This is a genomic window from Actinosynnema sp. NPDC050801, from assembly GCF_040673975.1.
Taxonomy (GTDB): domain Bacteria; phylum Actinomycetota; class Actinomycetes; order Mycobacteriales; family Pseudonocardiaceae; genus Actinosynnema.
The window spans coordinates 53696-78103 of record NZ_JBFAQZ010000010.1 but is presented as its reverse complement, the minus strand read 5'-3'; the positions used below and the strand labels follow the sequence as shown (position 1 = coordinate 78103).

The following is a 24408-nucleotide window of genomic DNA, read 5'->3' as shown; positions in this document are numbered from 1 at the left end:
CCGATGAACGACATGACCAGCCAGCACAACGAACTGAACTGGTTGTTGGAGGACCTGGTCGGGCGGGTGGTCGGAGCTCGACACGCGGTGGTCCTCTCGGCCGACGGTCTGCTGCTGGGCCGTTCGCCCGGGCTCTCGAAGGACGACTCGGACCACCTGTCCGCGATGGCGTCGGCGTTCCAGAGCCTGGCCCGCGGCACGGGGCGGCACTTCGGCGGCGGCGCGGTGCGGCAGACCATCGTGGAGATGGAGCACGCCTACCTCTTCGTCACCGCGGCCGGCCACGGCGCCTGCCTGGCCGTGCTCGGCGAAGAGGACTCCGACATGGGCATGATCGCCTACGAGATGAACATGCTCGTCAAGCGGGTCGGCACGTACCTGTCCTCGGCGCCGCGCGGCACGGCCTCGGCGAGCCTGCCGGCCGCCCGAAGGTCCTCCTGATGGCCGGCCGCGAGGACTGGTGGTACGACGAGGCCGCGGGTCCGCTGGTCCGCCCGTACGCGATGGTGCGGGGACGGACCCGTCCGCTGCGGCCGGAGCTGCACCTGGTCACGCAGGTGCGCGCGATGCCGTCGCCCTCGGACCCGGACGCGTTGTCGGTCGAGCACATGGAGATCATGGAGCTGTGCCGGCGCCCGCTCTCGGTGGCGGAGGTCGCCGCGTACCTCGACGTTCCGCTCGTGGTCGTCAAGGTGCTGTTGAGCGATCTCATCCAACGCGGTGACGTCGTGATCCGAGACCCCTCCCGAGTCCCGCAGGTGCCGGACCGGAACCTGCTCCAGGCGGTGTTGGATGGTGTCCGTGGAATCTGAGCGGCCGGGTGGGGAGCTCCTCGTACCCACCCCAGTGAAGATCGTCATCGCCGGCGGTTTCGGCACCGGGAAGACGACGATGGTCAACGCGGTCAGCGAGATACCCCCGCTGCACACAGAGGAGCTGCTCACCGAGGCCGGTGTCGGCGTCGACGACGTGCTGGGCCTGGAGGCCAAGGAGACGACCACGGTCGCCCTCGACTTCGGCCGCATCACCATCAACCCGGAGGTGGTGCTGTACCTGTTCGGCACCCCGGGGCAGAACCGGTTCTGGTTCATGTGGGACGAGCTGGCCTACGGCGCGATCGGCGCGGTGATCCTGGTCGACACGAGGCGGTTGGACAGCAGCTTCCCGTCGATCGACTTCTTCGAGCGGCGCGGCATCCCGTTCATCATCGCGGTGAACTGCTTCGAGGGCGCGCACAACTACGAGGTCGAGGAGGTGCGGCGGGCGTTGGACGTCGACGCCGCCATCCCGCTCGTGCTGTGCGACGCGCGGGACCGCGAGTCTGCCAAGACCGTCCTGGTGAGCCTGATCAAGCACACCATGGACCGGCTCGACGCGATGGCCTAGGGCCCGCGGACCGGCGGGTCGGTCGACGGCGGGTCGTCGTCGACCGGGAACGCCGCGACGCCACCGCCGACCGGGACGGCGGGTGACCGGAACCGGTCACCCGTCCCGCCTACACCACCGGTTCGAGCCGGCAGTTGAAGTGCCGCAACAACTTCGGCACGTGCGTCAGCCGGTACCCGGGCACCCGTTCCGGGTCCTTCGCGATCTCCGCCAGCGTCTCGCCGACGTACTCCAGGTGGCTCTGCGTGTAGACCCGCCGCGGGATGGCGAGGCGGACCAGCTCGTACGGCGCGGGCTTGAGCAGCTCACCCTCGTCGTCCAGCTCACCCAGGTACAGCGAGCCGAGCTCGGCGCACCGGATGCCACCCGCCAGGTACAGCTCGGTGGCCAGCGCGAACCCCGGGAACCTGCCCGGCGGCAGGTGCCGCAGCAGGCGCCCGGCGTTGAGGTACACCGCGTGCACGCCGGTCGGCCGCACGCTGTCCACCCCCGCCGCCTGCGCCAGCTCCGCCACGTACGCGGTGGCGTCGGCCCGTGCCCGCAGGTACTCCGGGTCGGTCACCTCCAGCAGGCCCTGTGCCAGCATCTCAAGGTCGCGGCCGGCGAGACCGCCGTAGGTGCGGAAGCCCTCGGTCGCGATCAGCAGCAGCTCGCACTTGGCGGCCAGCTCCGGGTCGCGGACCGCGAGCAACCCGCCCATGTGGACGATGGCGTCCTTCTTCAGGCTCGCCACGCACCCGTCGGCCAGGCTGAACGCCTCCTCCGCGACCTGTCGCGGTGTGCGGTGCTCGTAGCCGGGTTCCCGCTGCGTGACCAGCCACGCGTTCTCCGCGAAGCGTGCCGCGTCGAGGAAGAACGGGACGCCGTGGCGGCGTGCGATCTCACCCGCCGCCTTGATGTTGCCCATCGACACGGGCTGCCCACCACCACCGTTGTTGGTGATGGTGAGCAGCACGATCGCGACGTCCCGCGGCCCGGACAGGATGGCTTCCAGCGCGTCCAGGTCGATGTCGCCCTTGAACGGCGCGTCGTCGTCGAGGTCCTTGGCGGCCTGGCACGGCAGGTCGACGGCCTGACCGCCGAGGATCTCGACGTTCGCGCGCGTGGTGTCGAAGTGCGTGTTGCTGACGCTGACCTGACCCGGCTTGAGCAGCGCGGTGAACAGGATCCGCTCGGCCGCGCGCCCCTGGTGCACGGGGTAGGCGTGCGGGTAGCCGGTCAGGTCGTGCACCACGTCGCGGAACCGGTAGTAGGAGCGCGCACCCGCGTAGGTCTCGTCACCGCGCAGGCTCGCCGCCTGCTGCTCGGCCGACAGGGCGCCGGTGCCCGAGTCGCTGAGCAGGTCGATCGTCACGTCGGTGGCGGCGAGGTTGAACGGGTTGTACCCGGCCGCGGCCAGCGCCCGCTCGCGGTGCGCGCGCGTGGTGATCGGGATGGGTTCCACGACCTTGATGCGGTACGGCTCCATGGTGGGCATGGGTGACTCCTAGCCTGCCAGGCTGATCGAGCGGGGTGAGGCCACGTCGTAGGCCTCGGAGGAGAGGTACACGGTGATGCCGGGGCGCGGCCTGCCCATGCGCAGCGACACGTGGGCGATCAGGCCGACACCCTCGTCCAGCGGTCGCCGGGCGATGGTGCGCAGCGCGCTGTCGAACTGCGTCGGGTCCAGGTCGTACTTGGCCATGATCGCGAGCACCCGCCTGCGGGCCTCCTCGTCGTCGGCCACGTAGTCGCGGATCGGCACGTAGAGGGAATAGCCGCTCGGTGCCTCGGCGTCGCCGTCCAGGAACGTGTAGCTGGAAATGAGCGGGCGCTTGTCGAACGTTCCGGTGTTGCCGCCGGTGAGCAGGCAGAAATCGGGCACCCTGTCCACATCGACGCCTCGCGCCGCCTTCGCCGCCCGCGTGACGTCCGTTACATCCGCCGCGTGGTGGGAGATGTAGAGCTTCACCCGGGCCCGTCGTTGTTCGACCAGGTCGAGCGCGAAGAAGGAATACCTGTCGAGTCCGGGCCGGGTCACCGCGTTGGCGCGCAGGACCGGGAAACCGGCGGCGAAACCGGTCCGGTCCAGCGCTTCGCGCACCAAGCCCTCGGCAGCGGCCTCGCCGCGCACTTCCGGGTTGAAGTAGACCTTCACCGCCGGCGCTTCGTCCGGCCGGAAAACCAACGAATACCAGAACGTGAAGTCGCGTTCGGAATGTTGGGGCAGGAACAGGTCGCGCACCGCGTCGAAACGGCGGGTGTCCAGGTTCTCGCGTTGCCTCATCCGGTCCAGCGCGGCGAGCGCCGCCGCCGTGTTGGCAGCACGGGAAGGCCTGGTCGCGGTGGGTTCGACGATGGTGCGGACGATCGGGGCCTCGCCCGCGGCGAACGCCGTGGAGAACTCGACGGGGGTGTGGTCGTCGGCGACGTCGGAAGGCCAGGCCGGGCTGGTGGAAACCGGTCGCAGGCCTCCGGGACCGAGCGCGTCCGCGAGCAATCCTCCGGATTTTACGATGTTCTGCGTGATGCCCAAAGAATGTAGGAGGGCGCTGAGCTGTCGGCCCGTGAAATCGCGTATGGATACTTTTTGAGGGTCCAAGGCGGGGTTCTCCTCGTGGGGGGCGAGTCGAAAGTTACGCTAGGCGAAGCAATCTTGTCCACCAGGCGGCCGTAGCGTGACGTAGGGCACTCTAAAGGCAGTTCACGGTCCTGTCGATCAGTAGCCCCCCGGCTGGGCACGGTAATCAAGACTACTCCGAACGGCCTATTGACTAGACCTCTGTCAGTCTTTCGCACTAATCGCGGGACGAAGTCCGATGACGGATCGTGGCATTTTGTCCCGGCGTCTGCCTGGGGTACGGTCGCACGTTTGCCCGCTATTGCCGTCCGGCCATTCAAGACGTGTTCTGTGAATTGCTCGCCCGAGTTGTCGGCGTGACTGCCGCACCGGTCGTGTGGTATGTCGCCCCCACGGCGAACGGGGCCGCCGATCACCCGGATCGACGGCCCCGCGAACGCCCGGTCGGGCGTGAGGTCGGCTCAGGACGCGTAGTTGTGGAACCCGCGCCCGCTCTTCTTGCCCAGCAGCCCCGCGTCCACCATGCGCAGCAGCAACGGCGGTGGCGAGTACAGCGGCTCCTTGAACTCCTCGTACATCGACTCGGCGATCGCCTTGGTGGTGTCCAGGCCGATCAGGTCGGTCAGGCGCAGCGGACCCATCGGGTGCGCGCAGCCGAGCACCATGCCGTTGTCGATGTCCTCCGCGCTGGCGAACCCGGACTCCAGCATCCGGATCGACGACAGCAGGTAGGGGATCAGCAGGGCGTTGACCACGAACCCGGCCCGGTCCTGCGAGCGGATGACCTCCTTGTGCAGCACGTCGGTCACGAACGCCTCGGCCCTGGCCTTGGTCTGCTCGCCGGTCAGCAGCGACGGCACCAGTTCCACCAGCTTCAACACCGGCACCGGGTTGAAGAAGTGCACGCCGATGACCTGCTCGGGGCGGGTGGTGGCCATGCCCAGCTTCATGATCGGGATCGACGAGGTGTTCGACGCGAAGAGCGCGTCCCGGTCGACGACGACCTTGTCCAGCGCCGCGAACACCTCGGTCTTGACCTGCTCGTTCTCCGCGACGGCCTCCACGACCAGGTTCCGGTCGGCGAGGTCGGCGAGGTCGGTGGTGAACCGCAGGCGCTCCAGTGCGGCGTCCCGGTCCTCGGCGGACAGCTTGCCGCTGCGCACCCCCCGGCCGAGCGAAGAGGCGATCCGCCCCCGCGCGGCCTCCGTGGCGTCCGGGCTGACCTCGGCCACCAGCACGTCCAGCCCGGCCCGCGCGCAGACCTCGGCGATGCCGGAGCCCATCAGGCCCGATCCCACCACTCCAACACGTTGAATGTCACTCACGCCCCGATCCTGCCAGGGGCGTCGCCCGGGAGCACATCTCCACCGGGCCTCCCGCCTGCCGTCGACCCTCGCCAGGGGCCTCGCACCGGTCGACGACGGCGGGTGCGGGGCTGTGGGCGCGGGTATCAGCGCAAGCTGCGACGGATGGGCGAGCAGTTCACCGACGCCGTGGTCGAGCGGGTCCAGCCGATCGTGGACACCGAGTACCGCCGATCACCGGAGCACGAACGGCTCGCCGCGATCGAAGCCGTGCGACCCCGACATGGCCCGCGGCCTGCGCCACCTCAAGCACGGGCAACGGGTGTCGTGCGCCGCGCCGCCCGGCCCGCTCGACTTCGTGCCGCCGCAGGTCCGGATCCTCACGCTGACCCTGCGGTCGAACACCGTCGTGACCTGCGGCCGTTGGCCGGTCTGTCGCGGTTGGAACGGCTGACGGTCAGCTCCACGCGGGACGTGCGGGCGCCGGCGCCGATCGCCGGTCTGCCCGGCCTGGAGGAGATCGCCTTCACCGAGGGCACCCCGGTGAACCTGGCTGCCTTCGCCGGGCGTCGCGGGTTGCTGGTGGAGGTCCAGGGGATGTTGACGAAGGTGGTCGGCGCCGAGCTGCTCGGCGGGGGCAGCGTCGTCGAGACCGTCTCGACGTTGCGCCGGCCGGTCACCCCGTGACGCCGAAGTCCTGCGTCCAGTAGGCCTTGTTGCCGCCGTCCACGGCGTGCGCCACGCCGAGTTCGCGCAGCTCGCAGTTCACGATGTTGGCCCGGTGGCTCGCGCTGCTCATCCAGGCGCTCACGACCTCCTCGGCGGTCCCCTGGCCGGCGGCGATGTTCTCCGCCATCAGCCGGAAGTGATACCCCGCATCGGTGACGCGTTGCGCCGCCGTGCTGCCGTCCGTGCCGGTGTGGCTGAAGTTCCCCGTGCGCGCCATGTCGTCGCTGTGCCGCTTGGCCGCCGCGGCGAGTTGGGCGTTGGCGGCGAGGGCGGGGCAGCCCGCGGCGGACCGTTCCCCGTTCGTCAGAGCCAGAACCCGGTCTTCGAAGGTCGGCGCGGCCATCGCGGGCGCGGTGGTGAACAGCAGCGCGGCGACCGCCGCACCGACCGTGAACGTCCTGCGTTTCATGATCGTCCTTCCGTCGTCGGTGGAACCCCTGCTGTCAAGGGGTTCCCACGTGCGGAAAGACTTGCCGTACACGATCGGTGGAACCGCAATCACGTCGGGTGGCGGCGTCCACCGCCACCCGACGCGCCGGTCAGTCCTTCAACTCCTCCTCCGCCTGCGCGATGGCGGCGAACTCCTCCTCCGGCGCGGCGGCCACGAGGTGGTGCCGGCTGTAGAACCAGAAGTACGCCAGCGCCACCACGACGATGCCCGCGGTGATCCCGGCGGCCAGCTCGTCCACGATGAACGTCGCCACGACCGCCGCCACCGCGAGCACCAGGGCCACCCCGGTCGTGAAGACGCCGCCCGGCGTCCGGTACGGGCGCTCCAACCCGGGCTCGCGCACGCGCAGCACGATGTGCGCCACCATCATCAGCACGTACGACAGCGCCGCGCCGAACACCGCGACGTTGATCAGCGTCGCGCCGCTCTTCAGGATCGCCGCGAGGATGAACCCGATGGTGCCGGGCACGATCAACGCCAGGTACGGCGTCTTGCGCTTGCCGGTCTTCGACAGCCAACGCGGCAGGTACCCCGCGCGCGACAGCGCGAACAGCTGCCGCGAGTACGCGAAGATGATCGAGAAGAACGACGCCACCAGCCCGGCCAGGCCCACGTAGTTCACGATCCGCGCGAGCGCGTTGTCGCCGCCGTAGGCCGCGCGCACCGCCTCGGGCAGCGGGTTGCCGGACGACATCAACGCCGCCGAGCCCGCGCCACCCGGTGCGAACACCAGGATGGCCGCCGCGAACACCAGCAGCGCCAGCATCGCGCCGATGATGCCGCGCGGCATGTCCTTCTTCGGGTCGCGCGCCTCCTCCGCCGCCAGCGGCACGCCCTCGACCGCCAGGAAGAACCAGATCGCGAACACCAGCGCGCCGAGGGCACCGGTGAACCCGAACGGCAGGAAGCTGCCGTCCCCGATGTCGAACAGCTTGGCCGAGTCGAACTTCGGGATCATCCCGACGACGAAGGCGATCAGCGCGAGCACCGCGACACCGGTGATGACGAACATCAGCCGCAACGCCTCGCCGACGCCGTACAGGTGCACGCCGACGAAGATCAGGTAGCAGACCAGGTACACCGGCCACGAGCTGGTGAGCCCGAACAGCCCGAGCGCCTGGACGTAGTCGCCGATGAACACGACGATCGCGGCGGGCGCGATGGCGTACTCGACCAGGATCGCGATGCCGGTCGCGAAACCGCCCAGCGGTCCCAGCGCGCGGCGCGCGAAGCCGTACCCGGCGCCGGCCACGGGCAGCGCGGCGGCCAGCTCCGCCAGGCCGAACACCATGCACGTGTACATGGCGCCCATCAGGATCGTCGCGACCAGCAGCCCGCCCCAGCCGCCCTGGGCGAGCCCGAAGTTCCACCCGGCGAAGTCGCCGGAGATGACGTACGAAACACCCAGACCCGCCAACAACACCCAGCCGGCCGCGCCCCGCTTGAGCTGCCGGTGCTCCAGGTACTCGCTGCCCACCTTCTCGTACTCGACGTGTTTGGCCATCTGCGCTCCCTAATGGGTCAGTCGCGCTCCTTTGCAGGGGAGAGTGGCGCGCGTCACCGGATCGTGTCAACAGGGAGTACGTCGCCAACGTGCCGCCGGAGGGTGTGGCGGCCTTCACTCGAAGGTGTCAAGATGAGGTGTCCAATGGCTCGCTGACATACCTTTGGGAGGTACTGCGGATGCTCGCCGTGGAGGAGTTGCGCGTGCTCGTGGACGCCGGGGAGGTCGACACGGTGCTGGTCGCCGTCGTCGACATGCAGGGCCGCCTCCAGGGCAAGCGCTGCGCCGCGCGCTACTTCCTGGACGAGGTCCTGCCGAACTCCGCCGAGGGCTGCAACTACCTGCTGGCCGTCGACGTGGAGATGAACACCGTCGGCGGCTACGCCATGTCGTCGTGGGAGAGCGGCTACGGCGACTTCGTGATGAAGCCGGACCTGTCCACGCTGCGCCGCGTGCCGTGGCAGGAGGGCACCGCGCTGGTCATGTGCGACCTGGTCTGGGAGGACGGCGAGCCGGTGGTGGCCTCGCCGCGGCAGATCCTCAAGCGCCAGCTCGACCGGCTCGCCGAACGGGGACTGAGCGCGTTCGTCGGCACGGAGCTGGAGTTCATCGTCTTCGACAACACCTACGAGGACGCCTGGGACCGCGGCTACCGCGGCCTCACCCCGGCCAACCAGTACAACGTGGACTACTCGCTGCTGGGCACCGCGCGCGTCGAGCCGCTGCTGCGCGCCATCCGCAACCACATGACCGGTGCCGGCATGGTGGTCGAGTCGGCCAAGGGCGAGTGCAACCCCGGCCAGCACGAGATCGCGTTCCGCTACACCGAGGCGCTGGCGACCTGCGACAACCACAGCATCTACAAGAACGGCGCCAAGGAGATCGCGGCGCAGCAGGGCAGGTCGCTGACGTTCATGGCCAAGTACGACGAGCGCGAGGGCAGCTCCTGCCACGTCCACCTCAGCCTGCGCTCGGCCGACGGCGAGCCGGTGTTCGCCGAGGGGCACGGCATGTCCAAGCTCATGGAGCACTTCATGGCCGGGCAGCTGGCCGCGCTGCGCGAGCTGACCTACTTCCTGGCCCCGAACATCAACTCCTACAAGCGGTTCGCGGAGGGCAGCTTCGCGCCGACCGCGGTGGCGTGGGGCAAGGACAACCGGACGTGCGCGCTGCGCGTGGTCGGGCACGGCCAGTCGCTGCGGTTCGAGAACCGGGTGCCCGGCGCCGACGTCAACCCGTACCTGGCCGTGGCCGCGCTGATCGCGGCCGGTCTGCACGGCGTGGACAACGAGCTGCCGCTGGAGGAGGAGTTCGTCGGCAACGCCTACGCCTCCGACCGGCCCACGGTGCCCGCCACGCTGCGCGACGCCGCGTCCCTGCTGGCCAAGAGCGAACTCGCCCGGGAGGCGTTCGGCCAGGACGTGGTCGAGCACTACCTCAACGCGGCCCGGGTGGAGCTGGCCGCGTTCGAGAAGTCGGTGACGGACTGGGAGCGGATCCGTGGTTTCGAACGGCTCTAGGGCACGGCCCCTCATCGGGGTCAGCACCTACCTGGAACGCGTGAGGTTCGGCGTCTGGGACGTGGAGGCGGCGGTGCTGCACCGCGACTACCTCGACTCGGTGGTGCGGGCGGGCGGCAACCCGGTGCTGCTGCCGCCGGTCGGCACGTGGGACGCCGACAGCGCCGCCTTCCTCGACGGCCTGGTGCTGGCGGGCGGCGCGGACATCGACCCTGAGCTGTACGGGCGGCCGCGCGACCCGCGCACCGGACCGGCGCGGCCGGAGCGGGACCGGGTCGAGCTGGACCTGGCCCGCGCGGCGCTGAAGCTGGACCTGCCGCTGCTCGCGGTGTGCCGGGGGATGCAGGTGCTCAACGTGGCCCTGGGCGGCACCCTCGTGCAGCACGTGGACGGCCACAACCCGGCGCCCGGCGTTTACGGGCACACCGGGATCGCGGTCGCGCCCGGTTCGGCGCTGGCTGGGATCGTCGGCCTGGCGACCACCGTGTACTGCCACCACCACCAGGCGCTGGACGTGCTCGGCGATGGCCTGCGGGTGGTCGCGGGCGCGCCGGACGGCACCGTGGAGGCGGTGGAGCTGCCGGGCACACGGTTCGCGCTCGGCGTGCAGTCCCACCCGGAGGCCGACAGCGAGGACGACCGGTTGTTCGCCGCGCTCGTCGGCGCCGCGTCCGACCGGGCCACATCAGACAGGGCCGCAGTGGACAGGGGAGTGAAGTGACCGCGTTCGACGTGATCAACCCGGCCACCGAGGAGGTGGTCCGCTCGGTGCCCCTGGCGACGGCGGAGGAGACCGACGCGGCGATCGCCCGCGCGTCGGCGGCGTTGCCCGGGTGGCGCGCGGTCGCGCCGGGTGACCGGGCCCGACTCCTGCGGCGCTTCGCCGAGGCGGTCGACGGCGCGCTGGAGGAGCTGGCGGCGCTGGAGGTGCTCAACGCCGGGCACACCATCGGCAACGCCCGGTGGGAAGCCGGGAACGTGCGGGACGTGCTGCACTACTACTCTGCCGCGCCGGAACGGTTGTTCGGCAAGCAGATCCCGGTGCCGGGCGGGCTGAACGTCACGTTCCACGAGCCCGTGGGCGTCGTGGGCGTGATCGTGCCGTGGAACTTCCCGATGCCGATCGCCGCGTGGGGCTTCGCGCCCGCGCTGGCGGCCGGGAACACGGTGGTGCTCAAGCCCGCCGAGCTGACGCCGTTGACCGCGTTGCGGTTGGCCGAGCTGGCCTTGGAGGCCGGGATCCCACCGGACGTGTTCCAGGTGCTGCCGGGCGCCGGACCGGTGGTGGGGCAGCGGTTCGTCACGCACCCCGACGTGCGCAAGGTCGTGTTCACCGGGTCCACCCGGGTCGGCAAGCAGATCATGGCGGGCTGCGCCGAGCAGGTGAAGCGGGTGACGCTGGAGCTGGGCGGCAAGTCGGCCAACGTCGTGTTCGCCGACGCCGACTTGGAGCGCGCCGCCGCCACCGCGCCGTACGGGGTGTTCGACAACGCCGGTCAGGACTGCTGCGCCCGGTCCCGGATCCTGGTCCAGGCGTCGGTGTACGACCGGTTCATGGAGTTGCTGGAGCCCGCGGTCAAGGGGGTCGTGGTCGGCGAACCGGGCGACGAGGCGACCGAGATGGGACCGCTGATCTCCGCCGCGCACCGGGAGAAGGTCGCGTCCTACGTGCCGTCCGACGCGCCGGTGGCGTTCCGCGGCTCCGCGCCCGAGGGCGCCGGCTTCTGGTTCCCCCCGACGGTCCTCGCCCCCGTCGCGCCCGGTGACCGCGCGGCCGTGGAGGAGATCTTCGGGCCGGTGGTGGCCGTGCTGCCGTTCACCGACGAGGAGGACGCGGTGCGGCTGGCCAACGACAGCGCCTACGGCCTGTCGGGGTCGATCTGGACCCGGGACGTGGGGCGGGCACTGCGCGTGTCGCGTGCCGTCGAGGCGGGGAACCTGTCGGTCAACTCGCACTCGTCGGTGCGGTACTGGACCCCGTTCGGCGGGTTCAAGCAGTCCGGGTTGGGACGTGAGCTGGGGCCGGACGCCCTCGACTCGTTCACCGAGACCAAGAACGTCTTCATCGCTCACTGATTGGGAGAGACATGGTTGTGCGACTTGAGGGCCGGGTTGCCGTGGTCACCGGCGGTGGCAGCGGCATCGGGCTGGCCTCGGTGCGGCGGCTGGCGTCGGAGGGCGCGCGGGTCGTCGTCGCCGATGTCGACGCCGACACGGGCAAGGCGGCGGCGGACGAGGTGGGCGGGCTGTTCGTGCCGGTCGACGTGACCGACGAGGAGCAGGTGTCGGCGCTGTACCAGACCACTGTGGACACCTACGGCTCGGTGGACGTCGCCTTCAACAACGCGGGCATCTCGCCGCCGGACGACGACTCGATCCTGACCACGGGCATCGAGGCGTGGGACCGGGTGCAGAAGGTCAACCTGACGTCGGTGTACCTGTGCTGCAAGTACGCGATCCCGCACATGCTGGAGCGGGGTCGCGGATCGGTGATCAACACGGCGTCGTTCGTGGCGACGATGGGCGCGGCGACCTCCCAGATCTCGTACACGGCGTCCAAGGGCGGTGTGCTGGCGATGAGCCGCGAGCTGGGCGTGCAGTTCGCCCGGCAAGGAGTGCGGGTCAACGCGCTGTCACCCGGACCGGTGAACACGCCGCTGTTGCGCGAGCTGTTCGCGAAGGACCCGGAGCGGGCCGCGCGGCGGTTGGTGCACGTGCCGCTGGGCCGGTTCGCCGAGCCGGAGGAGATCGCGGCCGCGGTGGCGTTCCTGGCCAGTGACGACTCGTCGTTCATCACCGCGTCGAACTTCCTGGTGGACGGCGGCATCGCCGGTGCCTACGTGACACCGCTGTGATGCCGTTGCCGGACGCGTTGTTCCGGCCGGTGCGGGCGGGCAACGCGTTCGAGGAGACCGTGGAACGGCTCATGCAGGCGATCCGGCTCGGTGTGGTGGGGCCGGGGGAGCGGTTGCCCGCGGAACGCGACCTGGCGACCCGGTTGGGCGTCAGCCGGGTGACGTTGCGCGAGGCGATCCGGTCGTTGCAGGACGCCGGGTACGTCGAGTCGCGGCGCGGCCGGTACGGCGGGACGTTCGTGAACTCGCCGCTGCCGGTGCCCGCGCCCGACCGGCGGGTCGACCCGGTGGAGCTGGCGGACGCGTTGACGTTGCGCGCGGCGGTGGAGACGGGCGCGGCGGAGTGCGCGGCGGGCCGGGCGCTCGGTCCGGTCGAGCGGCGCAACCTGGTGGCGCGGCTGACCGAGTGCCGTGACGCGTCGGTGGACTCCTACCGGCGCAAGGACTCGCGGCTGCACCTGGCGATCGCCGAGGCGACCGGCTCCGCGTCGCTCACCGCGGCCGTCGCCGACGCCCGCACCAGGGTCAACGCGCTGCTGGACCGGATACCGCTGCTGCCGCCGAACCTGGCGCACTCCAACGACCAGCACGAGCTGATCGTCACGCACATCGTGGCGGGCGACCCGGAGGCCGCGCGGCGGGCGATGGCCGAGCACCTGGACGGCACGGCCCTGCTGCTGCGCGGCTTCCTGTCCTGAGCTCAGCGCTCGAAGTCCGGTCCGGGCACCCGGTCGGGGCCGCGCTCGCCTCGGTCGGGCCGCTCGCCCCGGTGGCCCCGATCACCCTGGTCGCCGCGCTCGTCCAACCGCGAGTGACCGGGCCGTTCGGCGCCGACGCCGTAGCGGTGGTGGTGGTCGCGGTCGGCCAGCGCCACGATCCCGCCGCCCAGCACGAGCCCGAGCAGGCCGACGGCGACCAGCTGGGTGGCCCGGTGCTTGACGACCCGCCCGACCGCCGCGCCCCTGCCCGGTGGCGTCGGGTGGTGGCCTGGGTGGGGCGCGCCCGGTGCCGGTGGGGTGCCGGCCGGTTCGGCCGGTGCCGCGGCCCGCTCGCCGGGCGCGGTGGGCGCGGTGGGCTGGGCGGCCGGTGCGTCGGGGGTTCCGCCGGGCTGGGCGATCGGTCCGCCGGGGGCCGCGGCGGCCTGGCCGGCGGTGGGCTCGGTGCCGGGGGACGCGGGTGTCGTGGCGGCCGCGCCGGGTGCCGGGGTGGCCATGGGCGTGGTGGCGTCGGCCGGCCCTTGCCCGGCGGCCGGTGGTGGGGGAGTCCGGTCCGGTGGGTCGGGGTTGTCGTGCGGTGGTCGGTTCGGGTCTGACATGGCGGACTCCTGCTCTCCCGTGCTGGTGACCGCCATGGTGCGTGATCGACCTGAGGGGATCCTGATGGTCGGCTGTAGGTCCGCTGTGAACCCCTGGCGTCAGCATGTGTTGACGCCCGCCGGGGCGTCAGCATATGTTGACGACATGGCTGCGATCGCCGATCTCGACCCGGACGCGCACGGCGCCGACCCGGACGCCGGGCTGCGCGCCGTGGCCCGCCTGCGACGCCTGGTCGAACAGCTGGAAGCCGAGCACGTCGCCGCCGCGCGCCGGGCCGGCTGGTCGTGGCGCGACATCGCCACCCGCCTGGGCGTGACCAAGCAGACCGTCCACCGCAAGTACGGCCGAGAGGACTGACCGGTGTTCCGAGGCGACCACCCCGACCTGAACCGCACCATCGGCCGCGCGCTCGCGCTGGCACGGGACCTGGGCCACCCGCGCACGGGCAGCGAACACCTCCTGGCCGCCCTCGCCACCGGATCACCGGCCGACCAGCCGCGCACCGACGGCCCGCGCACCGACGCCCCGGGAGCCGACGCCCTGGGAGCCGACGGCCCGCGCACCGACGCCCCGCTCGTCGCCGTCCTGCGTCGCCACGGCGCGACCCCCTCCGCGATCCGGGACGCCGCGCACCTCGCGGCGCCGCTCGGCGCGGGCGGTGCGGCCGACCGGGTCGTGCTCGCGCCGCTGGGCGTCGACCTCGACCGCCTGCTGGGCCGGGGTGGCGCACCGGCGCTGGACCGCCCCGCCGGCCGGGAACCGCTGCTGCCGTTTGGCGCGGCCCGCGCGCGCAGGCGCTGCGCCCGCCTCGACCCACCCCTCGGCCTCGACGCGCAGGCCTCCTACTCGGCCTCGCTGCGCCTCGCCCTGGCCCGGCGCGAACGCGAGCACCGCCCCGAGCACCTGGCCCTCGCCCTCACCGCCCTCGACCCGGGCGTCGCCTGGGTGCTCAAGACCGCCGGCGTCGACCGCCCGGCACTGCTCGCCGACCTGGCGGCGACCTTCCCACCCCCGCGCCGCAACCCGCTGCTCACCGCCGAACGCCGGCTCGGCCACCACGTGCGCCTGCGCGACCTCGTCCGCCGCTACCAGCGCACCACCGGACGGGCCGTGACCTCGGTCGACGCGCTGCCCGCCCTGATCCGCGGCTGACGGGCGACCCGACCGGGTGCTCGCGGTGGGCCGGACCCGGTCGACCCGGTGCGCCGGAAAAGGAGTCGGTGAGCACCGATAACATCTCCGGCGAAGGACGTACCACACACCGAGGAGTCACCGTGTCCCTACCGCGCCCCGCAGCCGCCCCGATCCCACCACGCGTGGTGGTGCCGGCGGGGACCACCGCGGGGACGGCGGTGCGCGAGGCGGGGCTACCGGGCAAGGGCTCCGACGCCGTCGTGGTCGTGCGCGACCCCGAGGGCCACCTGCGCGACCTGTCCTGGACGCCGCAGGTCGACGTGGAGGTCGAGGCGGTCGCCGCCGACACCGCGGACGGCCGCAGCGTCATCCGGCACTCCGCCGCCCACGTGCTGGCGCAGGCCGTGCAGCAGCAGTTCCCCGAGGCCAAGCTGGGCATCGGCCCGCCGGTCAAGGACGGCTTCTACTACGACTTCCGGGTCGACAAGCCGTTCACGCCCGAAGACCTCCAGGCGCTGGAGAAGCGCATGAAGGCGATCATCAAGGGCGCGCAGCGGTTCAACCGGCGCGTGGTCGAGTCGGTCGACGCCGCCAAGGCCGAGCTGGCCGCCGAGCCGTTCAAGCTGGAACTCGTGGACATCAAAGCCGAATTGTCCGACACCGCTGTCGACTCCTCGGAGATCATGGAGGTCGGCGGCGGTGAGCTGACGATCTACGACAACCTCGACCCGCGTTCCGGCGAACGCGTGTGGGGCGACCTGTGCCGCGGCCCGCACGTGCCGACGACCAAGCACATCCCGGCGTTCAAGCTGACCCGCGTCGCCGCCGCGTACTGGCGCGGCAACGAGAAGAACCCGCAGCTGCAGCGCATCTACGGCACGGCGTGGGAGTCGCAGGAGGCGCTGGACGCGCACCTGGAGCTGCTGGCCGAGGCCGAGCGGCGCGACCACCGCAAGCTGGGCGTCGAGCTGGACCTGTTCAGCTTCCCGGACGAGATCGGCTCGGGCCTCGCGGTGTTCCACCCGCGTGGCGGGGTCATCCGCAGGGCCATGGAGGACTACTCGCGCGCCCGGCACTCCGAAGAGGGCTACGAGTTCGTCTACTCGCCGCACATCACCAAGGGCAACCTGTTCGAGACGTCCGGCCACCTCGACTGGTACAAGGACGGCATGTACCCGGCGATGCACCTCGACGCCGAGTACGACGAGGACGGCAAGCTGCGCAAGCCCGGCCAGGACTACTACCTCAAGCCGATGAACTGCCCGTTCCACGACCTGATCTTCAAGTCACGCGGGCGGTCCTACCGCGAGCTGCCGCTGCGCATGTTCGAGTTCGGCGGCGTGTACCGGTACGAGAAGTCCGGCGTGATCCACGGCCTCACCCGGGTGCGCGGCATGACGCAGGACGACGCGCACATCTTCTGCACGCCCGACCAGGTCCAGGACGAGCTGAAGTCACTGCTGTCCTTCGTGCTCGGGTTGCTGCGCGACTACGGCTTGGACGACTTCTACCTGGAGCTGTCCACCCGCAACCCGGAGAAGTCCGTCGGCTCCGACGAGATCTGGGAGAAGGCCACGGAGGCGCTGCGCGTCGCGGCCGAGGACTCCGGCCTGGAGCTGGTGCCCGACCCGGGCGGCGCGGCGTTCTACGGGCCGAAGATCTCCGTGCAGGCCAGGGATGCGCTGGGCCGCACGTGGCAGATGTCGACCATCCAGGTGGACTTCAACCTGCCCGAGCGGTTCGAGCTGGAGTACACCGGCCCGGACGGCACCCGGCAGCGGCCGGTCATGATCCACCGCGCGTTGTTCGGCTCGATCGAGCGGTTCTTCGGCGTGCTGACCGAGCACTACGCGGGCGCGTTCCCGGCGTGGCTGGCGCCCGTGCAGGTGGTGGGCATCCCGATCGCGGACGAGCACGTCGACCACCTGTCGGCGGTGGCGAAGCAGCTCAAGGCGAAGGGCATCCGGGTGGAGGTGGACGCCTCCGACGACCGGATGCAGAAGAAGATCCGCAACCACACCACGCAGAAGGTGCCGTTCATGCTGCTCGCGGGCGGCAAGGACGTGGAGCAGGGCGCGGTGTCGTTCCGGTTCCGCGACGGCACGCAGATCAACGGCGTGCCGGTCGAGCGGGCGGTCGAGACGGTCGTGGACTGGGTGGCGCGGCGCGAGAACGCGTCGCCCACCGCGGAACTGGTCCAGTGACCAACGAGTACGAGGAGCAGGACGGGGTCGGGGTCGACGACGCGTTGCAGCGGCTGTGGACCCCGCACCGCCTCTCGTACGTGCGCGGTGAGGGCAAGGCCGTCGGCGACGAGCCCGAGGGGTGCCCGTTCTGCCGGGTGATCGGGCTGGACGACGCCGAGGGCCTGATCCTGGCGCGCGGCGAGCTGGTGTTCGCGGTGCTGAACCTGTACCCGTACAACCCGGGGCACCTGATGGTGCTGCCGTACCGGCACGTGCCCGACTACACGGACCTGACCGTGGCGGAGACGGCCGAGTTCGCCGAGTTCACCCGCAAGGCGATGCGGGTGATGCGCCAGGCCGCGAACCCGCACGGGTTCAACATCGGCATGAACCAGGGCGTGGTGGCGGGCGCGGGCATCGCGGCCCACCTGCACCAGCACGTCGTGCCGCGCTGGGGCGGTGACGCGAACTTCATGCCGGTGATCGGCCACACGAAGGTCCTGCCGCAACTGCTCGGCGAGACCCGCCAACTCCTCGCCGACGCCTGGACCACCACCTCCTGACCCGCGAGTCGAACCTCCAGAACCCGCGAGTCGAACCTCCAGAACCCGCGAGTCGAACCTCCAGAACCCGCGAGTCGAACCTCCAGAACCCGCGAGTCGAACCTTCGCGTCCCCCGAGTTCCACGCTCGGGTACCGCCGGCCCCGACCCGAGTGTCGAATCCGGAGTACCTGAGCGTTCGACACGCGGGTCCTGGGCGTTCGACTCGCGGGGCTTGAGTGTTCGACACGTGGGTCCTGAGTGTTCGACACGCGGGCGCCGGGTGTTCGACTCGCGGATTGGAGAAAGTTCAACTTTTGTCCGTTCGGCTTGAACGGACGGCGGGGCTGTCTCGTTCAGACCGGGTGACCGCGCCCGGCTGACGAGAGGTGCACACCCTGTGACGGCCATGACCGAGCCCTCCGCTGTGCAAGGCCTGCCCCCGGACGATCGTCCGCTGTTCCGACGATTCGGTGGCGGGCCGCGCGCCACCCCACCGCACCACCGGATCCACCAAGCCTTCGAGCACCACGCGGCACGGTCGCCTCACGCGCGCGCGGTCGAGCACGAGGGCGATTGCCTGACCTACGGCGAACTCGACCACCGCGCGAACGTCGCCGCCGCCGCGCTCCTCGACGCGGGCGTGCGCCCCGGCGATCACGTCGGCCTCTTCTTAACCCGGTCGATCCACCTGGTCGTCGGCATCCTCGCCGTGCTGAAGGTCGGCGCGGCGTACGTGCCCCAGGACGTCCGGATCACCCCGCGTCCCCACCTCGACCACGTCGTGCGCACCGCGGACATCCACGTGGTCCTCACCACCCGCGAGCACGCGCCCGCACTCACCGCACCCGCGGTCCTGACCCTCGACACCCTCCCGGACCGCCGCGTCGGCCCACCCCGCACCGAGCACGGCGACACCGCCGTCGTCATCTTCACCTCCGGCACGACCGGCGTCCCCAACGGCGTCCGCGTCACCCACGCCAACCTGTGCAACGTCCTGCTCACCGCACCCGGCAACCTGGGCATCCGACCGGGCGACCGGGTCGCGCAGCTGCTCAACATCGCGTTCGACATGGCGGTCTGGGAGATCTTCGGCGCCCTCGCCCACGGCGCCACGTCCGTCCTGCGCGGCCGCGACATCGGGGCGGCGGCGAGCACCGCCACCGTCCTCATCGCCACCCCCGGCGTCCTGTCCACAGTGGACCCCGACGCGTGCCCCGACGTGCGCGCGGTCGCCGTGGCGGGCGAGCGCTGCCCCAAGCCCCTGGCCGACGCCTGGTCCGCACGGGCGGCGTTCCACAACGCCTGCGGCCCCACCGAGGTCACGATCGTCAACACCGTGCAGCGCTACGACCCGCGGGTGGGCAGGCTGACCATCGGTCGCCCGGTGCCCAACACCACGGTCTACGTGCTCGACCAGGACCTGCGGCCGTGCCGGATCGGCGAGGTCGGCGAGATGTGGGCGGGCGGCGCCTGCGTCACGGCGGGCTACCTGGGCAACGACGTGCTGACCGCCCAGCGCTACCGCCCCGACCCCTTCCTCGGCGGCGACCACCTGATGTTCCGCACCCGTGACCTGGTCCGGTGGACGCCGGAAGGCGAGCTGGAGCACCACGGCCGCACCGACGACCAGGTCAAGGTCCGCGGCTTCCGGGTCGAGCTGGACGCGGTCACGTCGGCGCTGGAGACGACGCCCGGCTGCACCCGTGCGACGACCGTGCTGCACGAGGGCAGGCTCGTCGGGTTCGTCAGCCCCGCCACCGTCGCGCCCGACGCGGCCCGGGACGCGGTCGCGCGCGCCCTGCCGTACTACTGCGTGCCGTCGCTGGTCATCGCGGTGGACGACCTGCCGCTGACCGAACGGGGCAAAGTGGACCGGGCCGCGCTGTCGTCGCTGGTGACGGTCGCATGACCACCACGCGCACCGACCCGCCGCCGTGGCAGCTCAGGCTCAGGAGGCGCCCGTTCACCCACCACAACCGACTCGCCGCCGCCGTGGTCGTGGCCAACGTGGTCGCGTCGTTCGGTGTGGACTCCGCGGCGGCGCTCGCGGACCTGGTCGTGGTCAACGTCGCCCTGGCCGTCCTGGTCCGCCAGCAGCACGTGATCAACCTGCTGTTCCGCCTCGCCACGAGCGCGCCGACGACGTGGCCGCTGCGGGTCCGCTGGACGTTGGGCAAGGTCTACCACTTCGGTGGCCTGCACGTCGGCGCCGCGCTGTGCGCCACCGCCTGGTTCGCGGTGCTGGCCTGGGTCCTGGCCGACCCCCTCACGTGGACGATCCTCGGCCTGCTGACCGCCATGGTCGTGTTCGCCCTGCCCGCCCTGCGCGCCCGGCGGCACGACGTGTTCGAGCGCGTGCACCGGTTCGCCGGCTGGACCGTGCTGGCCCTGTTCGCCGTGCACGCGTCCCGGCAGCCGGGTTTCGTCGGCTCGACCCAGTTCTGGCTGCTCCTGCTGGTGGTCGCGAGCGTCGTGCTGCCGTGGACGCGCCTGCGTCGCGTGCCGGTGCGGATCTCCCGGCCGTCACGCCACGTCGCGCTCGTGTCGTTCGACCACGGCGTGACGCCGTTCGCCGGTTCCTCGACCGCCGTGAGCCGCAACCCGCTGCTGGAGTGGCACTCGTTCGCGAACGTGCCGACGCCCGGCCGCACCGGGTTCCGGCTCACCATCTCCCGCGCGGGTGACTGGACCGGCTCGCTGATCGACGACCTGCCGACGCACCTGTGGGTCAAGGGCGTCCCCACCGCCGGTGTCGGCAACATCGACAAGCTGTTCACCAGGGTGGTGTGGGTGGCCACCGGCAGTGGCATCGGTCCGTGCCTGCCCCACCTGCTGTCGCGGGAGACGCCGTCGCGCCTGGTGTGGTCCACCCGCACGCCGCGCGACACCTACGGCGACGAGCTGGTGGACGAGATCGAGGCCGTGCAACCGGACGCGCTGGTCTGGGACACCGTCCGCGACGGCAAACCCGACCTGGTCGAACTGGCCCTGCGCGCGCACCGGGAGTTCGACGCCGAGGCGGTGATCTGCATCTCGAACAAGAAGACGACCTGGCACGTCGTGGAGGAGCTGGAGGCGCGGGGCGTGCCCGCGTTCGGCGCCATCTGGGACTCGTGAGGAGACTCCGTGGACTACTCGACCTTGCTCATCGGCGAACAGGACGGTGTCACGACGGTCACCGTGTCCCGGCCGACGGCGCGCAACGCGTTGTCCGGCCGGGTCCTCGCCGAACTCGACCACTTCCTGTCCGGGGTCCTCACCGGACGGGCGCCACGCGGGATCATCCTCACCGGAGCGCCCGGCCCGGCGTTCGTCGCGGGCGCGGACATCCGCGAGATGGCCGCGATGACGCCGGCGGAGGGCGAGCGGTTCGGCGCGCTCGGCCAGCGCGTCACCCGGCTGCTGGAGGAGGTGTCGTGCCCGGTGGTCGCGTGCGTCGACGGGTACGCGCTCGGCGGTGGCTGCGAGCTGGTGCTCGCGTGCGACTTCGCCTACGCGACCCGGCGCTCGGTGTTCGGCCAGCCGGAGGTCGTGCTCGGCCTCATCCCCGGCTTCGGCGGGTGCGTCCGGCTGCAACGCCTCGTCGGTCCCGCGACCGCACGGGAGCTGATCTACACCGGCAGGCACGTCGACGCGCCGGAAGCGCTGCGGCTCGGGCTCGTCACCGCGGTCTTCGACGACCGTGATGAGATGCTTGCCGCCGCACGGGCGGTGCTCGGTCGGATCGCGGGCAACTCGGCCACGGCGGTGTCGCTGGCCAAGACCGCGGTGAACGCCTCGAACGGCGCCACCGTCGCCGCCGGGCTGGCCGCCGAGCTCGACGCGTTCCGCGCGGCGTTCCACACCGACGACATGCGCGAGGGCACGGCGGCGTTCCTCGCGAAGCGCACGCCCTCGTTCCCGAGTGCGACCCCACCGGCCGCCGCCGGAGCACCGCTGCCGCACGACTAGCCAAGGAGGTGCGCGATCAACGACAGTCACAACGCCCTGCTGCGCTCCCTCCACGACGAGCACGCGCCCGCCCTGTGGCGGTACGTGCGCCGGCTGACCGGGGACGACGAGCTGTCCCGCGACGTGGTGCAGGAAGCGCTCCTGCGTGCGTGGCGCAACCCCAAGGTGCTCGAACAAGGCCCGACGGCGGCCCGCGCGTGGCTCTACACGGTGGCGCGCAACGTGGTGATCGACGAGCGGCGCAGCGCCCGCGCCCGCTGGGAGGTCGGGTCCGCCCGGCCGCCCGAGCGGGCCCGGTCCGACCCCAGCGACTCGGCCCTGGACGCTTGGCTGGTCGCCGATGTGCTCACCCAGTTGACGCCCGAGCACCGCACGGTGATCGTGCGTGCGTACTACATGGGTCAGTCGGTCGCCGAGCTCGCCGTCGCGCTGGACCTCCCGGAGGGGACCGTGAAGTCCCGGCTGCACTACGGTCTGCGAGCGCTGCGGCTGGCGCTGCAGGAGAAAGGGGTCACCGGACGTTGAGCTCGCCAGTCGATCCGTACCGGGACTGGGCCGCCGCGTACGTCCTGGGTTCGCTGTCGCCCGGCGAACGGCGGGAGTTCGAGGGGCACCTGCCCGGGTGCCCGGAGTGCTCGGGTGACGTGGCGTCCTTCGCGGGCGTGCCCGGCATCCTCTCGGCCGTGCCGCGTGACCGGGCGCTCGACCTGCTCGGGCCGGAGCCGGAGGCCGACGAGCTGCCCGTGACGGTGCTGCCCGGCCTGGTGGCCGCCGAGCGGTCACGTCGGCGGCGTGCCCGGGTGCGGGTGGCCGCGGCCCTGGTCGGCGCGGCGTTGACGGGGGCGGTGGTCGCGCTGGTCCTGCGACCCGCCGCCCCCGACGCCTCGATGGGCTCCGACGTGCCGCCGCCCGTGCCCGAGGTGGCGATGCACCAGACCGTGCCCAGCCCGGTGACGGCCAGGATGCGGCTGGTGGAGGAGCCGTGGGGCACCCGGATCGAGGTGCTGTGCTCCTACGCCGTGCCGGACGGCCCGCCGCCGCCGGTCTTCGCCTACTCCCTGCACGTGGTCGCGGCCGACGGCACCGCCGTGCGGGTCGCGACCTGGACGGCCGGTCCCGGTTCCACCACCCGGCCGATCGCGACCACCGAGCTGACCCGGTCCGCCATCACCGGCGTCGAGATCAGATTGGTGCAGAACGACCTGATCGTGCTGCGGGTCGACTTCTGACCCGCCGCCGGGGCGGCCGCAGGCCCGTTCCGGGCGTGCGGACCCCCCTCGTGGCGCGCTGACCTGCGGCCCTGGGGTCCGACGCAAACGCACCTGCACATCCGGATGCATGTGCGTCCCGCCCGGCGTCACCGACCGTGCTTGAGATCACCATCCGGGGGTCGTGGACGGGGCGGCAACACCTTCCTGGCCGATCGTCAAGAGGGGTGAGCGTCGATACGGTGCGTTGCATGACCGCACCTGAGCGTTCGCGGCTGGCCCGAGAACGGCTCTCGCGCGAGTTACGAAGGCTGCGCACCGAGGCCAAGATGACCGGCACGGCCACGGCGCGCGCTACCGGGATGAGCCAGTCCAAGCTGTCGAAGATCGAGAACGGCATGCTCCTCCCCTCCGTGACCGACGTGGAGCGCCTGGTCGCCGAACTGTCCGCGACCAGGGAGACCAGGGTCGAGCTGGTCGAGTTGGCCCGCCAGTTGCACGCCGAGGCGGAGACCCGCCGCGTGGTGCTGCACCGGGGGGCGCACCGGCACCAGCAGACCGTGGCCCGCATCGAGGCCCGCGCCACCACCAGCCGCTTCTTCCAGAACGCGGGTGTGCCCGCGCTGTTGCAGAGCGAGAACTACCTGCGGGTGGTGCTCGACACGACACCGTCGCACGAGCAGGACACCGCCGTCGCCACCCTGCGCAGCCGCCGGGCCCGCATGGACGACCTGGGCAAGCGGTTCGTGTTCCTGCTCGCGGAGAGCGCGCTGCGCTGGCGCATGGGGTCGGCCGACCTGATGTGCGAGCAGATCGACCACCTCGTGCAGATCATGCGAAGACCAAACGTGCAGCTCGGCGTGGTGCCGTGGACGACGGACGCGAACCTGGTGGCCCTGCACGGGTTCCAGGTCTACGACGAGCGGGTGGTGACGTTGAGCGTGCTGACCGGCAACGCGACCATCACCGACCCGCACGACGTCCGCGAGTACCTGGCCCTGTTCGGCAGGCTGGAACGGCTGGCGGTGCGTGGTGATGCGTTGGAGGACCTGCTGGCGCAGATCTCCAGGGACCACCGCAAGCTCGGCTGAGCTGGGCGGTTACGCTGCCGAGGACCACTCCGTCCCCGTCGGTAGGTGCCCCGCCACCCCATGCTGAACATCTTCGCCCGCGCGTCGGTTTCGCGCGTCACCGATCCGATCGGGGCGTGGCTGCTGCGCCGCGGCCTCACCCCGAACGCCGTCACGGTGCTGGGCACCGTCGGTTCCGTCGCCGCCTCGCTGTGGTTCATCCCGCGCGGGCAGCTGTTCACGGGCGCGGCCCTGGTGACCGCGTTCGTGCTGTTCGACCTCATCGACGGCGCGATGGCGCGCGCGCAGGGAGGCGGCACCAAGTTCGGCGCCGTGCTGGACGCGAGCTGCGACCGGATCGCGGACGGCGCGCTGTTCGCCGCCATCGCCTGGTGGGCGTTCGGCGCGGACGAGCACGGGCTGGCCGCGGCGACCCTGGTCTCGCTGGTCGGCGCCCAGGTCACCTCGTACGTGAAGGCACGCGCCGAGGCGTCCGGGCTCTCCGCCGACGGCGGGCTGGCCGAACGCGCCGAGCGGTTCATCCTGGCCCTGGTCGGAGTCGGCCTGCACGGGCTGGGCGTGCCCTACGTGCTGCCGGTGACGTCGTACCTGCTCGCCGCGCTCGTGACGATCACCGTCGTGCAGCGCGTCCTGGCCGTGAGCCGCGCCGCGAAGGAGCTCGGGACGTGA

27 protein-coding genes are annotated in these 24408 nt (G+C 71.5%); 21 read left to right on the top strand and 6 right to left on the bottom strand.

Annotation, left to right across the window (positions count from 1 at the left end):
* The first annotated feature begins 3 nt into the window (after positions 1 to 3).
* The 3 genes from AB0K14_RS22805 to AB0K14_RS22795 are packed head-to-tail and all read left to right on the top strand — an operon-like array spanning position 4 to position 1386.
* Positions 4 to 441: a roadblock/LC7 domain-containing protein gene (locus tag AB0K14_RS22805; protein ID WP_360456929.1), complete on the top strand. Its 438-nt coding sequence runs from the start codon at positions 4 to 6 to the stop codon at positions 439 to 441.
* Positions 441 to 812 carry a DUF742 domain-containing protein gene (locus AB0K14_RS22800; RefSeq protein WP_053718070.1) on the top strand — a complete coding sequence of 124 codons (372 nt, stop codon included), beginning with the start codon at positions 441 to 443 and terminating at the stop codon, positions 810 to 812. Before AB0K14_RS22805 ends, AB0K14_RS22800 begins: the two co-directional genes overlap by 1 nt.
* Complete coding sequence (locus AB0K14_RS22795) at positions 793 to 1386, top strand: ATP/GTP-binding protein (RefSeq protein ID WP_360456932.1); 594 nt, start codon at positions 793 to 795, stop codon at positions 1384 to 1386. The genes AB0K14_RS22800 and AB0K14_RS22795 overlap by 20 nt, the downstream gene beginning before the upstream one ends.
* Before the next feature lie 109 nt (positions 1387 to 1495).
* On the opposite strand, the gene AB0K14_RS22790 is transcribed toward AB0K14_RS22795, so the two are convergent.
* From AB0K14_RS22790 to AB0K14_RS22780, 3 genes are all read right to left on the bottom strand, one after another.
* Positions 1496 to 2863, bottom strand: coding sequence for a tryptophanase (locus tag AB0K14_RS22790; RefSeq protein ID WP_360456935.1), 1368 nt, complete (start codon positions 2861 to 2863; stop codon positions 1496 to 1498).
* Between the two features lie 9 nt (positions 2864 to 2872).
* Entirely contained in the window at positions 2873 to 3901 is a 1029-nt protein-coding gene (locus AB0K14_RS22785) for a tryptophan dimethylallyltransferase family protein (protein WP_360456938.1), read from the bottom strand.
* 506 nt (positions 3902 to 4407) lie between these two features.
* Entirely contained in the window at positions 4408 to 5271 is an 864-nt protein-coding gene (locus AB0K14_RS22780) for a 3-hydroxybutyryl-CoA dehydrogenase (protein WP_360456940.1), read from the bottom strand.
* 262 nt (positions 5272 to 5533) lie between these two features.
* Here AB0K14_RS22780 and AB0K14_RS22775 point away from each other — a divergent pair, with 262 nt between their 5' ends.
* Complete coding sequence (locus AB0K14_RS22775) at positions 5534 to 5704, top strand: hypothetical protein (protein WP_360456943.1); 171 nt, start codon at positions 5534 to 5536, stop codon at positions 5702 to 5704.
* The gene (locus AB0K14_RS22770; RefSeq protein WP_360456946.1) at positions 5674 to 5937 is read left to right on the top strand and encodes a hypothetical protein; all 264 of its coding nucleotides are present in this window, start codon (positions 5674 to 5676) and stop codon (positions 5935 to 5937) included. The genes AB0K14_RS22775 and AB0K14_RS22770 overlap by 31 nt, the downstream gene beginning before the upstream one ends.
* Here AB0K14_RS22770 and AB0K14_RS22765 read toward each other — a convergent pair.
* Both AB0K14_RS22765 and eat read right to left on the bottom strand, forming a co-directional pair.
* The gene (locus tag AB0K14_RS22765) at positions 5927 to 6388 is read right to left on the bottom strand and encodes a CAP domain-containing protein (protein WP_360456949.1); all 462 of its coding nucleotides are present in this window, start codon (positions 6386 to 6388) and stop codon (positions 5927 to 5929) included. The two genes, AB0K14_RS22770 and AB0K14_RS22765, sit on opposite strands and share 11 nt — an antisense overlap.
* A 130-nt stretch (positions 6389 to 6518) precedes the next feature.
* Positions 6519 to 7934 carry an ethanolamine permease gene (gene eat / locus AB0K14_RS22760; RefSeq protein WP_360456952.1) on the bottom strand — a complete coding sequence of 472 codons (1416 nt, stop codon included), beginning with the start codon at positions 7932 to 7934 and terminating at the stop codon, positions 6519 to 6521.
* 179 nt (positions 7935 to 8113) lie between these two features.
* On the opposite strand from eat, the gene AB0K14_RS22755 reads away from it, so the two are divergent.
* From AB0K14_RS22755 to AB0K14_RS22735, 5 genes are read left to right on the top strand one after another with little or no spacing between them, the layout of a single operon-like run.
* A complete protein-coding gene (locus tag AB0K14_RS22755) occupies positions 8114 to 9454 on the top strand; it encodes a glutamine synthetase family protein (protein ID WP_360456955.1) in 1341 nt (446 codons plus the stop codon).
* A complete protein-coding gene (locus AB0K14_RS22750) occupies positions 9435 to 10175 on the top strand; it encodes a gamma-glutamyl-gamma-aminobutyrate hydrolase family protein (RefSeq protein WP_360456958.1) in 741 nt (246 codons plus the stop codon). Before AB0K14_RS22755 ends, AB0K14_RS22750 begins: the two co-directional genes overlap by 20 nt.
* Entirely contained in the window at positions 10172 to 11530 is a 1359-nt protein-coding gene (locus AB0K14_RS22745; protein ID WP_360456961.1) for an aldehyde dehydrogenase family protein, read from the top strand. Before AB0K14_RS22750 ends, AB0K14_RS22745 begins: the two co-directional genes overlap by 4 nt.
* An 11-nt stretch (positions 11531 to 11541) precedes the next feature.
* Entirely contained in the window at positions 11542 to 12309 is a 768-nt protein-coding gene (locus tag AB0K14_RS22740) for a 3-oxoacyl-ACP reductase (protein ID WP_360456964.1), read from the top strand.
* The gene (locus tag AB0K14_RS22735; protein ID WP_360456967.1) at positions 12309 to 13007 is read left to right on the top strand and encodes an FCD domain-containing protein; all 699 of its coding nucleotides are present in this window, start codon (positions 12309 to 12311) and stop codon (positions 13005 to 13007) included. Before AB0K14_RS22740 ends, AB0K14_RS22735 begins: the two co-directional genes overlap by 1 nt.
* A gap of 2 nt (positions 13008 to 13009) precedes the next feature.
* On the opposite strand, the gene AB0K14_RS22730 is transcribed toward AB0K14_RS22735, so the two are convergent.
* The gene (locus AB0K14_RS22730; protein WP_360456970.1) at positions 13010 to 13624 is read right to left on the bottom strand and encodes a hypothetical protein; all 615 of its coding nucleotides are present in this window, start codon (positions 13622 to 13624) and stop codon (positions 13010 to 13012) included.
* 145 nt (positions 13625 to 13769) lie between these two features.
* Between AB0K14_RS22730 and AB0K14_RS22725 the strand changes: the two genes are divergently transcribed.
* The 11 genes from AB0K14_RS22725 to pgsA all read left to right on the top strand — a co-directional run bounded on the left by AB0K14_RS22725 (position 13770) and on the right by pgsA (position 24408).
* A complete protein-coding gene (locus AB0K14_RS22725; protein ID WP_360456973.1) occupies positions 13770 to 13982 on the top strand; it encodes a helix-turn-helix domain-containing protein in 213 nt (70 codons plus the stop codon).
* A 3-nt stretch (positions 13983 to 13985) separates the two neighbouring features.
* Entirely contained in the window at positions 13986 to 14777 is a 792-nt protein-coding gene (locus tag AB0K14_RS22720) for a Clp protease N-terminal domain-containing protein (RefSeq protein WP_360456977.1), read from the top strand.
* A 122-nt stretch (positions 14778 to 14899) separates the two neighbouring features.
* The gene (gene thrS, locus AB0K14_RS22715) at positions 14900 to 16963 is read left to right on the top strand and encodes a threonine--tRNA ligase (protein ID WP_360456980.1); all 2064 of its coding nucleotides are present in this window, start codon (positions 14900 to 14902) and stop codon (positions 16961 to 16963) included.
* Positions 16960 to 17508 (top strand): HIT domain-containing protein, encoded by a 549-nt coding sequence (locus AB0K14_RS22710; protein ID WP_360456983.1) that lies wholly within the window; start codon positions 16960 to 16962, stop codon positions 17506 to 17508. The genes thrS and AB0K14_RS22710 overlap by 4 nt, the downstream gene beginning before the upstream one ends.
* A gap of 387 nt (positions 17509 to 17895) precedes the next feature.
* Positions 17896 to 19398, top strand: a complete 1503-nt coding sequence (locus AB0K14_RS22705) for an amino acid adenylation domain-containing protein (RefSeq protein WP_360456986.1) — start codon at positions 17896 to 17898, stop codon at positions 19396 to 19398.
* Positions 19395 to 20606, top strand: coding sequence for a hypothetical protein (locus tag AB0K14_RS22700; protein ID WP_360456989.1), 1212 nt, complete (start codon positions 19395 to 19397; stop codon positions 20604 to 20606). Before AB0K14_RS22705 ends, AB0K14_RS22700 begins: the two co-directional genes overlap by 4 nt.
* Before the next feature lie 9 nt (positions 20607 to 20615).
* Positions 20616 to 21440 (top strand): enoyl-CoA hydratase-related protein, encoded by an 825-nt coding sequence (locus AB0K14_RS22695; RefSeq protein ID WP_360456992.1) that lies wholly within the window; start codon positions 20616 to 20618, stop codon positions 21438 to 21440.
* 15 nt (positions 21441 to 21455) lie between these two features.
* Entirely contained in the window at positions 21456 to 21965 is a 510-nt protein-coding gene (locus AB0K14_RS22690) for a sigma-70 family RNA polymerase sigma factor (RefSeq protein WP_360457170.1), read from the top strand.
* The gene (locus tag AB0K14_RS22685) at positions 21962 to 22669 is read left to right on the top strand and encodes a zf-HC2 domain-containing protein (protein ID WP_360456995.1); all 708 of its coding nucleotides are present in this window, start codon (positions 21962 to 21964) and stop codon (positions 22667 to 22669) included. The genes AB0K14_RS22690 and AB0K14_RS22685 overlap by 4 nt, the downstream gene beginning before the upstream one ends.
* A gap of 230 nt (positions 22670 to 22899) precedes the next feature.
* A complete protein-coding gene (locus tag AB0K14_RS22680) occupies positions 22900 to 23739 on the top strand; it encodes a helix-turn-helix transcriptional regulator (protein WP_360456998.1) in 840 nt (279 codons plus the stop codon).
* Positions 23740 to 23799: 60 nt separating this feature from the next.
* Positions 23800 to 24408: a phosphatidylinositol phosphate synthase gene (gene pgsA / locus AB0K14_RS22675; RefSeq protein WP_360457000.1), complete on the top strand. Its 609-nt coding sequence runs from the start codon at positions 23800 to 23802 to the stop codon at positions 24406 to 24408.